Raw genomic sequence first — 11,916 nt, forward strand, 5'->3', positions numbered from 1 at the left:
CACACCCGCCCCGGTTGGGTGATCCGGTCGGTTTTCCTAAAGTCAGGGCCGGTCCACTCTCTCCCTCGAAAGGTCTCGCATGCCCCAGGATGTTCGTCAGTCCGACCTCACGGCACAGTCCCAGTCGGTGACCACTCCCCTCACTCCGGCTGCGATTTTCCTGGTCGCGACCGTGAATCCGGGTGGCGAGAACACCACACGAGAACTACTCGCCGACGTCGCCGGCCTACAGCGCGCCGTGGGGCTGCGCGTCCCCGGATCAGGTTTGGATGTGGTGACAAGCATCGGTTCGTCGGTTTGGGATCGACTGTTCGCCGGTCCGCGCCCCGCGCTACTGCACCCGTTCACCGCTTTGCAGGGCGACGTTCACTGGGCGCCGTCGACTCCCGGCGATCTGCTCTTCCACATCCGCGCGATGAGCATGGATGCGTGTTTCGAGGTGGCTCGGCAGATCACGAAGCGACTGCACGGCGCAGCCACGGTGGTCGACGAGGTTCACGGCTTCCAGTACTTCGAGAACCGCGACCTCATCGGCTTCGTCGACGGCACCGAGAATCCGGTGGGCCGCGACGCCGTCGCCGCCGTGACTGTCGGAGACGAAGATCCTGCGTTCACCGGAGGAAGCTACGTCCATATCCAGCGCTACATCCACAAGATGCGGGACTGGGAAGCAATCACCGTCGACGAGCAGGAACGTGTGATCGGACGCAGCAAGCTCGAAGACATCGAGATGACGTCCGAAGTGAAGCCGGCCAACTCGCACGTAGCCCTCAACGCAATCAAGGACGAGAACGGCAAGGCTCTCGAGATCCTGCGTGCCAACATGCCGTACGGGCGCCTCGGCGACGACGAGATCGGCACCTTTTTCATCGGCTACTGCCGCACGCCGGCGATCACCGAACGGATGCTCGAGAACATGTTTCTCGGCAACCCTCGCGGCAATTACGACCGTCTGCTCGATTTCTCGACGGCCGTGACGGGCTCGATGTTCTTCACTCCGAGCGCCGACTTCTTCGAGGATCTACCGGCTACACCCGCTGGGCTCTCAGCCGTTTGACTGCCCGCTCCCAGCTACCCACCCTCTAACTACGCGGCGTGAGGAACGCACCGAGCGCGTCGGCATACATGCGGACATCTGCCGCGCCCATCAGCTCGCGGGCAGAGTGCATCGCGAGCTGAGGCGCGCCGACGTCGACGGTGGACAGTCCGGTGCGTGATGCCGTGATCGGTCCGATGGTGGAGCCGCACGGCAGATCAGCGCGGTGGACGTAGCGCTGCATCGGCACTCCCGCCTGATCGCACGCGAGCGCGAATTCGCCGGCACCGGCCGCATCGGTGGCGTAGCGCAGGTTCTGGTTCACCTTGAGTACCGGCCCACCGTTGATCTCGATCCGATGAGCGGGCTCGTGGCGGTCCGGGTAATTGGGGTGCGTCGCGTGTGCCATGTCGCCCGACGCGCATACCGAGCCGGCCATCGCCTGCAGGAATTCTTCGCGGCCACCACCGCGTCCCAACACGATCCGCTCGAGCACGGTGTTCAGCAGGTCCGAGAAAGCTCCGCGATCGGACATGCTGCCGACCTCTTCATGATCGAAGAGAGCAAGCACTGGGACCTGCTGACCGGGCGACTCAGCCGCGGCCAAAAGTGCTTGTGTCCCTGCATAACACGTGCCCTGATTGTCGAGCCTGGGGGCGCTGACCAATTCCTTGTCCACCCCCACGACTGCGCTGGGCGCAAGGTCGTGTGTCATCAATTCCCAGCCGAGAACCGACGACGCGGCTACACCCGCACGCTCGGCGACAAAGCCGATGAACGACTTGGGCTTCGAACCCACGCCCCAGATTCCGTTGACGTGCCTCTGCGGATCCAGCGTCACACCCTTGCGATCTTCGGACAGGTGGATAGCCAGCTGCGGAACACGAAGAATCGGGTCGTCGATGCGAACCAGCTTCTGCTCCACAGTGTTTCCCACCCGGACACTCAATCGTCCGGAGATACCGAGATCGCGGTCGAGCCAGGAGTTCAGCCACGCACCGCCATACGGTTCGAGGCCCACCATCTGCCACCCGGCCGAAGTGAGGTCGGGATGCTGTTTGACCCGCAGGTTGGGGCTGTCGGTATGACCTCCGACAATCCGGAACGGAGCGGTACTTCCCACGCCCTCGGTGCTCCAGGCGATCAGCGAACCGCCTCGCATGAGGAAGTACCGTCCGGGCTCGGCTGGCCACGACTGCGTTTCGTGGACTTCGACGAACCCGCCGGCCGTCAGCTCGGTCGCCACCGTCGCGCACACATGGAACGGCGACGGTGACGAATCGACGAAGCTGCACAAGCCGTCTGCGTCGGCCCCGGTCGGAGAAGCCGCCCCGGCCCGAGCCGTCCGAGAAGTCTGAGAAGTCATGCCTCTCATCATGCCCGAACAGGTGTCCGGGATATCAGTGGCCACGAATCAGGTGGGCACAGAATCGGTTAGCTCAGGCGTGAGGACCGGATACGCAGAACTGATTCCCATCAGGATCGAGGAGCGTCACCCAGCGGAAACCGTCCATGTTCTCGCGGTGGTGCTCGGTAGCTCCGGCCTCGACGAGCCGCGCCACCTCGGCGTCGAGATCCGGACTCCCCAAATCGAGATGGATGCGATTCTTGCCGGCGGTGGGATCCGGGACCTTCTGGAATGCGAAGTTGGTGGCGCTGTCAGGGACCGCGACGATGTAGAACCAACCGTCGTTTTCCTCGACGATGTTTCCGCCCAACTGCGCTGCCCACCACGTTGCGAGCGGACCGGGATCGAGACTGTCGAAGGTGATCATGCCGAGTGTGAGAGTCATGCGCACACGCTAATGGAAGCCACCGACAAAGACTCTCGATCTCGGGCTGAGATGAGACGATCGTCGAATGCGACTCACAACGCTGCGCGACCGTGTTGCAGAACTACTCTTCGCAGTTTTCATCGCGACCGGCTTGCTCCTGAGCATCCTCGGAGTGCTCGCCTGGCGATTTGCCACGCCATCCACGCGAACAGAACATGTCGGAATCCAACCCCCACCACCGCCGCCGATGGAGGACGGCAAGACCGGATACATGTGGGTGATCGACGGCTACAGCTACTCTGACGCGCCACATTGGTTCCCCGCAACTGCGTGGTTTCTGACAGTCGGAACCGCTGTCGCCGTTGCCGTCTCGGCGATACTGAACGCGACGGGATGGCGGCTGGCCCGTGACACACGCGGTAGAAAATTTGCTCTTCCGTTTGCACTTTCAGCTTTCGGCACAGCCTACGGACTCGCGGTCGCCGTTGTCGGACGAATCTGGCCGCCCACCTTCTATTCGGTGGTCCTTCCCGAACCTCGTGACCCGCAGAAGCCCTACCCCGAATCGGCCATCATCCACTTCGACCTCGAGCCGAACCTGATCACCTTCACCGCAACAGGTCTTGCCGTCGGCCTTCTCGCGGCCGCCCTGCTTTATGTCCGGAACTACTCGCTCACACGAACGAACTAGCGGGCGCGGAGATCACTCGACCGCTTCGAGTTCCGCGACACTCCCGTCCGAGATCACCCGGACGTGGCGGGTGATCTTCTCGATCGGCCAGTCCCACCATGCAATTCGCACCAACTTCTCGATGTCTTCGGCACTGAAGCGGCGCTTGATCTCCGTTGCCGGGTTGCCGCCGACAATTGCGTAGTCCGGGACGTCGCGCGTTACGACGGCGCCAGTGGACACGATCGCCCCGTGACCGATCCGGACACCGGGCATGACTGTCACGTTCCCGCCGAACCACACGTCGTTCCCGACGACGGTGTCACCGCGTGACGGCAGATCCTGCACCAAATCCATGTGCCTGGCCCAATCACCGCCCATGATCGGAAACGGGTAGGTGGAGACACCGTTCATACGATGGTTCGCGCCGTTCATGATGAAGGTGACACCGGTGGCCAGGGCGCAGAACTTTCCGATCACCAGTTTGTCGGGACCGTAGTGATGCAACACGTTTCGAGTCTCGAACTCTTCGGCGAACTCCGGATCATCGTAGTAGGTGTACTCCCCTACCTCGATCAACGGGTTGTCGATCAACGGCCTCAGCAACACCACACGCGGTTGCCCGGCCATCGGATGAACATTTGTGGGATCCGGCGCGTTCACTGCTTACTCCGATCCGTCGGCGCGGTGTCGCCGACCGCAGCAAGACTATCTGGTTCCTGCTGCGATCGACCGACAAGCGAAAACGTACCGGTGTCAGCCCAGGAGGCCCTTGGCGATATGGGTGACCTGAATTTCGTTGCTGCCCGCATAGATCATGAGCGACTTGGCATCACGCGCCAACTGCTCGACTCGGTACTCGGCCATGTAGCCGTTTCCACCGAACAGCTGCACGGCTTCCATCGCGACCTCGGTCGCTGCGCGCGAGGAGTACAGCTTCATCGCCGACGCCTCCGCCAGGCTCACTTTGTCTCCGGCTGCGGTGCGCTCGATCGCATTGAAGACCATGTTCTGCACGTTGATTCGAGCGACCTCCATCTCGGCGAGCTTGAGCTGGATGAGCTGGAACTGCCCGATCTCGCGTCCCCACAGTTTGCGGGACTTCGCGTATTCGATACTCAGACGGTGGCATTCGTTGATGATGCCGAGAGACAGGGACGCGATGCCGATGCGTTCGGCGGCAAAGCTCTCCTTGGCGCTGGATTTGCCGTCCGACTTTCCGCTGTCCTCGGTCTCGCCGAGCAGACGGTCCTTGGTGATGCGGACGTTGTCGAAGAACAGCTCACCTGTGGGTGAGGAGTTCATGCCCATCTTCTTGAACGGCGGGCTCTGGGTGAGACCCTCCATGCCCTTGTCGAGGATGAAGGCGAGCACCTTGCGATCGCGACGATCAACCGACGCATCGCCCTCGTCGAGCTTTGCGTACACGATCATCACGTCGGCGTACGGACCGTTGGTGATGAAGGTCTTGTTGCCGTTGAGAATGTAGTCGTCGCCGTCGCGGCGTACGTAGGACTTCATGCCGCCGAAGGCATCCGAGCCGGAGTCCGGTTCGGTGATCGCCCAGGCGCCGACGGTCTCGAATGTCACCAGGCCGGGGAGCCAGCGTTCCTTCTGCGCGAGTGTGCCGCGGCTGCGGATAGTTCCGGCGGCCAATCCGAGGCTGACACCCAACGATGCGACCAGGCCGAGGCTGACTCCGGCCAATTCGCTGTTGAGCACGACGCCCATGCTGCCGGCGCCGCTGAAGGCGCTCGACTTCTCACCGTCACCGGAGGGCGCATCGCCGCGCTCGCGTGCCAGCGACTTCTCGAGGCCCTCGCGTGCCATGTCCGCCAGACCGAAGGTCGAGTACAGCTTGCGAATGATGTCGAACGGCGGCAGCGCACCGCTTTCGAGCTCGTCGACGTGAGGTCGCACCTCTTTGTCGATAAAGCCCCGCAAGGCGTCGCGGAACATCAGGTCGGTGTCGGACCACTCGTACATGTGCCTGAACTCCAGTCGGTGAACGATCGAGAGACTGCCGAACGACAGCCACACACCGAATATAGAACACGTTCCAAAACCGGAACAGGATTCAGCTGATCAGTCCCATTCGCTGCGAGATCCACGTCAGCTCCTGCTCGACGCCGGCCGACCACACCGAAAAGCTGTGACCACCGGGAAGCTCGAGATACCTGGCGTCCATTCCGGCCGCTTTGGCCGCTTCGTACACCTTTTGCTGACCGGGCTTGAACTCATTGTCATCTGTTCCGACGACGAACACTCCGCCCGAGTTCGGGAACTTCCGAGTCGCCAGCAGGTCCATCGGATTCACCTTCACGAACGCCGCTTCGTCGCCGCCGAATATCTCGTCGACGGTTCGCTGTCGGTCACCGAGCGAAGGCTCCAATTGACCGGACAGATCGAGGAATGTCGGGTACACCTCGGGGTAATTGGTCGCCATCTGCAGTGAGCAGGTGCCACCGTAGGAGAGCCCGCCGATTGCCCACGCTCGCGGATTCGTGTCGATCTGGAACGCATTCGCCACCGCAGCGGGCAAGTCCTTTGCCAGATACGTGCCGACCTTGCCCTGTGACGAGTCGGTGCACAGCGGATTGGCCATCTGCGACCCTGTTCCATCGGCTATCACGACGACTGGAGCCAACCCCTCGTGATCTCGTGCAAAGGCATCCATTGTCGCGGTCAGCTTTCCGCCCTGGAGCCAGTCCTCGGGCTTGCCAGGCTGACCTGCCATGAGCACGAGCACGGGAAGAAGCGGACGCGGATTGGTGAAGTACGACGGCGGCAGATACACCTGCGCGTCGCGCGCGGAGAATCCTGAAATCGTCCCGGGGACAGGCAAAGTCGTGACCCGTCCGCGAATCGGCATGCCCTCCGGCGCTTTCCACACAGTGTCGGTGGGATCGCCGGTGACAACAGGATCGGTCGGACCGGGAACTTCACTGAGTGAGATGCGGTCGAAATCGTCGTGTCCGAACGCAATTCCCACAGTCGGATACGCGGCGAAAACCAGATTGATCTGCGTCGCGGCAGTGATGACGACCAGAACCGTCGCGATCACGGACAGGAGCGCTTTCGCGACGGTTCCGCCCGCCTTGATTCGCGGCCCGAGAAGTAGCAGCGCGTAGATACCGAGACCGATCCACACGTAGATCGACATCTCGATGGGATCGGGGAACGGCACGATCACCTTTTCGACGGTGATCCACACGGCGATCATGATCACCAGCGCAATCAGCCCCGCGATCGGCACCGCTCTGCGGTAGTACCAGCGCACGTTCGAACCGAGCAGCCACACGCCACCCAGGACCCCAAGGACAGTCAGGATCACCGGCAGCGGTCCCGAGATCAAACTGATTCGGTAGAGCCAGTCCACGTCAAACCTCTCGCGCGTAGAAATGTCGCACGCACGAGGCTAGACGACGACGCTAGTACTCTGTATCAGGTGACATTCATCAAGGTCTGTGGCCTACGCGACGTTGACACGGTCGACCTCACGGTGGGCCTGGGCGTCGACGCCATCGGTTTCGTCTTCGCCGAGAGCGTCCGCAAAGTCGACCCCACACTCGCAGTCGCTCTGCTCGCGCGAGTTCCCGATCACATCCGTGCAATCGGAGTCTTTCTCGGCAACCCGATCGGACAGATCCTCGAGATCGCGAAGATCACCGGGCTTCGCACCGTACAGGTTCACGATCTTGTCGACGCCGAGCAAGTGCAGCGGCTGCACGATGCCGGCCTCACCGTCATCCGCGCGGTCGTCTCCAGCAACATCCGCGACGGTTACAATCTCGACCTCGGCGAGGACGAACTCCTGATCGACGGCGCAGACGCCGGATCAGGGGTGCCGTGGAACTGGGCCCAACAGCAATCGCGCCCGCAAGGCAAGTGGATCCTGGCGGGCGGACTGTCCCCGGACAACGTTCGCGACGCACTCGATGCCACCGGAGCCTGGGGCGTCGACGTCTCCAGCGGCGTCGAATCCTCCCGCGGCGTCAAGGACCACGCGTTGATCGAGAAGTTCGTGAGCGCTGTCCGCCAGACCGATCACTCGAAATAGGACGCGTAGTCACTGAAAGCGACTTGACCGGTGGGACTCGCTTTCACGGCGTCGGCAACGGCAGGCGGAATGGGAGCCCAGTGCGCAGGCATGGCCGCCGCCAGTGACGGCTTCAAGATGTAGAGCAGTGCGAAGTTCACTATCCAGAGCGGCGGTGCCATCGACATGCCGACTTCCGAATTCACATCGCCTTTGGTGTTGGCCACCAGCTGCGCTGCTCCCGAAATCTGTTGCGCTGCAAATCCGTAGACTGCCTGCACCGTGTATGCCGACTGATAGAGCGCAATCAGAGTGTGCGTTGCACCGTTGTTGCGCAACCAGGTGCCCACGAAACCGCCAGGGGCGATCAGCGTATTCACCTGTCGCGTCGGCGCATCCGCGTTGGCCGGACTCTCCAGCAATCCGTCGGGATTCACGTACAACCCGTAACTGGCCAGAACCGACGGCGTAGTGCCGGAATAGAGGGGCCGCCCGTTCGTATTGGTGAGAATCCGGGCGCATTCGTCGATCACCTCGGCATCCTCGAGATTGCCACCGACCCCACCACCGGCCATGAGGTCGCGATACTGCTCCTCGGTCAAAGCGTCGGCTGGCTCGAGTCCGATCTGCGCGGCAATCTCTTCCGCAGTCTGCTGACCGAGTGGCTGGTTGAGTTGATCCGGAGTAGTCATCTGCGTGGGCGCGACGCTCTCGTAGACCGGTGCCCCGGCAAAAGGGATCACGAACCCGGTATCGACATTCTCTGCAACCGGTTGCGCGCCGGCCATCTGAGTGGTGGCAAACGAAAGTACGCACACCCCAACCAAAGCCAGAACCGAGACGGTCCCGCGATGAGACCGTGCTCCACGTCTACAGCCCTCGCCTGAGAAAGCCTTGCCTGCAATTCCATTGCCGCGCATAGGTCAACCTCCCGGAACGCAGTCGGGCGAATCAACTCGAGCTTGCATCTCAGTCAAACGCTGTGAACAGCGCCGTGTCAAGACACAGGTCAGGTCGAGGCACGGCGACAGCTCGCTCGATACAGGCGACAGCTCGCCCGCTACAGTGATGCTTCCATCTGAAGTGACCTCACCCCATTTGAATTGCAGGACATCTCTGGAGGCGAGCAGTGTCTGACAAGCGCGGGACCGTATTGATCACCGGTGTCGGTCGGAGCAAGTCGATCGGAGCGGGCCTCGCATTGGGCCTTGCCGAGGATGGTTGGGATCTGGCTATCGGCTACTGGGAGCCTTACGACGAACGCGTCGGGTTCGGGCGCGGAGCGCACGATCCGCAAGACATTGCCGAGAAGTGTCGCGCACTCGGAAGCCGTGTCGACCTCGTTCCCGGAGATCTGGCCTCGCCCGACGTGGCCGATCAGCTCGTTGACGCTGCCGCAGCGCGGAACGACCTCCGTGGGCTGGTGCTCTCACATTGCGAAAGCGTCGACAGCTCGATCCTCGATACCACCGTCGAGAGCTGGGAACGACATTTCGCCGTCAACACTCGCGCCTCCTGGCTGCTGATCAAAGCGTTCGCTGAACGGCTTCCGGAACAGCGCGACGTCAGTCAGGTGGCCGGGCGGATCATCGCACTCACCAGCGACCATGCGGCCCACAATCTTCCGTACGGGGCCAGCAAGGGCGCTCTCGACCGCATCGTCATCGCCGCCGCAGTCGAACTTGGATCACGCGGCATACGAGCCAACGTCGTCAACCCAGGACCTATCGACACAGGATGGATGACACCCGAGATCAGACAGGCCACAACCCTCCAGACTCCTGCCGGCCGGCTGGGTACTCCCGGCGACACTGCAAACCTCGTTCGGTTTCTGATGTCCGACGCCGGAGGCTGGATTACGGGACAACTCCTTCACTCCAACGGCGGATTCAGTACGAACTGAGCCTTGGCCGGACTCAGTTCAGGCTTTGTAGGTCGGTAGCGTCTGCCCGAGCCTCTTACCCATTTCGGCAGCCAAAGCCGCGAGCCCGCTGGCCGGACGCACCATGACCTCGAAATCGACGATCTTGCCGTCCTCGTCGAATTCGACCATGTCGATTCCCTTGAGACTCTTGTCGCCGATGTTCGCACTGAATTCGAGCACGACCTGCCGACCGTTGGCTCCGGCGAACTGACGGTGGTACTCGAAGTTCTCGAACACCTGGATCACCGTATCGAGAATGAGCACAACGGCATCCGCGGACTGGTACGGCTTGAATCCCGTGGGCGATCGGAACTGCGCGTCGGGCGCGACGATCGTCGGTAGCGCCGACAGATCGCCGGTTTCGATCATGGTGTGCCACAACTTCAGTGCAGCTTCGACTTTCGGTTCGAGCGTCAATTCCGTGCTCATGCTTCTACCCTTCCCTCGACGTTACCTGCCGCTTGTTCTACCGGCACTTGACTTGCGACGGACCACGCACTCAACACAGTTCGCACCCCGGTCACGAGTTGCAACGGCTGATCGATCATGACGTGATGTCCGGCTTCGGGAATCTCCGCCACGATGGCCTCCGGCCCGAACAATCCGCGCATGTGCTCCATGAGTCGATCGGACACGATACCGTTCTCGGCTCGGAAATAGGCTGCGCGGCAACGTGGTTCACTGTCGAGAACATCTTCGGCGCCTACTCGGAGAAAGAAATTCGGATCGAACTTCCAGGACCAACCGCCCTCGACTTCCTCCATCGACGTGGCCGCCACATGGTCACGCACCGCAGCCAGACCCGAATCCTGCGGCGGAACGAAGCGGAACCGGCCCATCGCGTCTTCCCTGGTGGGATAAACCTTCTTGGGGCCGAACGCATTCTGGCGTCGAGCTGCCTCCTCTTCGGGCGTACGCGCCTTGAGCGGAGAATCGATGATGACAACCCCGTCCAACAGTTCGCCATGCAGATGCGAGGCCACGAAAGAAACAATCCCACCCATACTGTGCCCCACCAGAATCGGCTTGCCGTCGATTCCCCCTGCCTCGGCCGCCGCCAGCACCTCGCGAGCCCACTGGGACATCGCGTAGGCGTCGCGAGTGTGACTGTCGCCGTGGCCCGTCAAGTCGAGAGCGACGACGCGGCGCCCCTCGGCGAACTGCGGCGCAATGTGATCCCACCAGCGACTGTGGGCGGCGCCGCCGTGAATCAGCACGATTCCCGGCCCCGCCGGCCCCCAAGCCCGAAAGTGCACCGAGGCACCCTCGACCTCCACCGACCCCGTCTCGACCGGCGCTGCCAACGCCCGAGTGAACCAACCAGGCGCGTCTTCGACCACATTGCTCATCGATCGAACATACATAGTCGTCAATCGGTTCATCCAACTCTTCCCAGTTCGTGATCCATCACCTATATTGAATCCGGCCTCAAGTTCAATTCGTTTCGCCGAAGGGGAGAGATGACCAACCGCCAAGTACGCCTCGCCGCCCGCCCGACAGGACTTCCCGACGCTTCCACCTGGGAATACGTCGATGCCGAGATCCCGTCCGCCGGACCGGGCGAGTTTGTCGTCAAGGTCGAATACCTCTCCCTCGACCCCGCGATGCGCGGTTGGCTCAACGACGTCAAGTCGTACGTTCCGCCGGTCAAGCTCGGTTCCGTCATGCGCGCCCACGGCGTCGGACGCATCACCGAATCACAGCACCCCGATTACCAGGTCGGGGACATCGTGGCCGGATCCTTCGGCGCTTCCGAGTACGGCGTTTCCGACGGTACAGACGTCACTCGGGTCGACGAATCGATCGCTCCCCTACCGACCTGGCTCGGCGCTCTCGGTTTCCCCGGCGTCACTGCGTATTTCGGATTACTCGACGTCGGAAAGCTGAAAGACGGTGACACCGTCGTCGTGTCCGGTGCCGCGGGTGCGGTCGGCAGTCTGGTCGGCCAGATCGCAAAGCTTCACGGATGCAAGGTCATCGGCATCGCCGGCGGTCCGGAGAAGTGCGCGTGGCTCACCGAGGACCTCGGCTTCGATGTCGCCATCGACTACAAGAACGAATCCGTATACAAGGCGCTCAAGTCCAACGCTCCCGACGGTATCGACGTGTACTTCGACAACGTCGGCGGAGAAATTCTCGACGCCGCTCTCTCCCGTCTGCGCCTCGGCGCTCGGGTGGTCATCTGCGGCGCCATCGCGGGCTACAACGCCACCGAACCTCAGCCAGGCCCTGCTCACTACCTGTCACTTCTCGTCAACCGCGCCACGATGGCCGGCTTCGTGGTCTTCGACTACCTCGACCGCTACGCAGAAGCACAAGAGCAGATCGGAAAGTGGATCGAGAGTGGCGAATTGACTGCTCGCGAGCACGTCGTCGACGGCGGTATCGACGAGTTCGGCAACAGCCTCAATCTTCTCTTCGCCGGAGCGAACACCGGAAAGCTGGTCCTGAAGGTCAGCTGAGTCGGCCACA

Annotated in this window: 13 protein-coding genes; 5 read left to right on the top strand and 8 right to left on the bottom strand. The window is 62.1% G+C overall.

The window, feature by feature from the left end; all coding sequences use genetic code 11:
- Positions 1-79 precede the first annotated feature (79 nt).
- Positions 80-1,057, top strand: a complete 978-nt coding sequence (locus M0639_RS23620; RefSeq protein WP_064073430.1) for a Dyp-type peroxidase — start codon at positions 80-82, stop codon at positions 1,055-1,057.
- A gap of 25 nt (positions 1,058-1,082) precedes the next feature.
- Here the strand turns inward: M0639_RS23620 and M0639_RS23625 are convergent, their stop codons facing one another.
- Complete coding sequence (locus M0639_RS23625; protein WP_063315841.1) at positions 1,083-2,402, bottom strand: M18 family aminopeptidase; 1,320 nt, start codon at positions 2,400-2,402, stop codon at positions 1,083-1,085.
- Between the two features lie 73 nt (positions 2,403-2,475).
- Positions 2,476-2,829, bottom strand: coding sequence for a VOC family protein (locus M0639_RS23630; protein ID WP_020970627.1), 354 nt, complete (start codon positions 2,827-2,829; stop codon positions 2,476-2,478).
- A 67-nt stretch (positions 2,830-2,896) separates the two neighbouring features.
- Between M0639_RS23630 and M0639_RS23635 the strand changes: the two genes are divergently transcribed.
- Positions 2,897-3,502, top strand: a complete 606-nt coding sequence (locus M0639_RS23635) for a hypothetical protein (RefSeq protein WP_064073431.1) — start codon at positions 2,897-2,899, stop codon at positions 3,500-3,502.
- A 12-nt stretch (positions 3,503-3,514) separates the two neighbouring features.
- Here the strand turns inward: M0639_RS23635 and M0639_RS23640 are convergent, their stop codons facing one another.
- The 3 genes from M0639_RS23640 to M0639_RS23650 all read right to left on the bottom strand — a co-directional run bounded on the left by M0639_RS23640 (position 3,515) and on the right by M0639_RS23650 (position 6,860).
- Complete coding sequence (locus M0639_RS23640) at positions 3,515-4,111, bottom strand: CatB-related O-acetyltransferase (protein ID WP_042451521.1); 597 nt, start codon at positions 4,109-4,111, stop codon at positions 3,515-3,517.
- Positions 4,112-4,237: 126 nt separating this feature from the next.
- Complete coding sequence (locus M0639_RS23645; RefSeq protein WP_007733810.1) at positions 4,238-5,467, bottom strand: acyl-CoA dehydrogenase family protein; 1,230 nt, start codon at positions 5,465-5,467, stop codon at positions 4,238-4,240.
- 91 nt (positions 5,468-5,558) lie between these two features.
- Complete coding sequence (locus M0639_RS23650) at positions 5,559-6,860, bottom strand: alpha/beta hydrolase (RefSeq protein WP_030535234.1); 1,302 nt, start codon at positions 6,858-6,860, stop codon at positions 5,559-5,561.
- A 69-nt stretch (positions 6,861-6,929) separates the two neighbouring features.
- On the opposite strand from M0639_RS23650, the gene M0639_RS23655 reads away from it, so the two are divergent.
- Entirely contained in the window at positions 6,930-7,541 is a 612-nt protein-coding gene (locus M0639_RS23655; protein ID WP_064073432.1) for a phosphoribosylanthranilate isomerase, read from the top strand.
- Here M0639_RS23655 and M0639_RS23660 read toward each other — a convergent pair.
- Positions 7,529-8,440, bottom strand: coding sequence for a hypothetical protein (locus tag M0639_RS23660; RefSeq protein WP_058037743.1), 912 nt, complete (start codon positions 8,438-8,440; stop codon positions 7,529-7,531). The two genes, M0639_RS23655 and M0639_RS23660, sit on opposite strands and share 13 nt — an antisense overlap.
- A 209-nt stretch (positions 8,441-8,649) precedes the next feature.
- Here M0639_RS23660 and M0639_RS23665 point away from each other — a divergent pair, with 209 nt between their 5' ends.
- A complete protein-coding gene (locus tag M0639_RS23665; protein ID WP_058037742.1) occupies positions 8,650-9,423 on the top strand; it encodes an SDR family oxidoreductase in 774 nt (257 codons plus the stop codon).
- An 18-nt stretch (positions 9,424-9,441) separates the two neighbouring features.
- Here the strand turns inward: M0639_RS23665 and M0639_RS23670 are convergent, their stop codons facing one another.
- Both M0639_RS23670 and M0639_RS23675 read right to left on the bottom strand, forming a co-directional pair.
- Entirely contained in the window at positions 9,442-9,873 is a 432-nt protein-coding gene (locus tag M0639_RS23670) for a nuclear transport factor 2 family protein (protein ID WP_054801481.1), read from the bottom strand.
- A complete protein-coding gene (locus M0639_RS23675; protein ID WP_082893091.1) occupies positions 9,870-10,793 on the bottom strand; it encodes an alpha/beta fold hydrolase in 924 nt (307 codons plus the stop codon). Before M0639_RS23675 ends, M0639_RS23670 begins: the two co-directional genes overlap by 4 nt.
- 111 nt (positions 10,794-10,904) lie before the next feature.
- Here M0639_RS23675 and M0639_RS23680 point away from each other — a divergent pair, with 111 nt between their 5' ends.
- Entirely contained in the window at positions 10,905-11,906 is a 1,002-nt protein-coding gene (locus M0639_RS23680) for an NADP-dependent oxidoreductase (protein WP_064073434.1), read from the top strand.
- Positions 11,907-11,916: the final 10 nt, after the last annotated feature.

The sequence above is a fragment of the Rhodococcus qingshengii JCM 15477 genome (assembly GCF_023221595.1).
Classification (GTDB): Bacteria; Actinomycetota; Actinomycetes; order Mycobacteriales; family Mycobacteriaceae; genus Rhodococcus_F; species Rhodococcus_F qingshengii.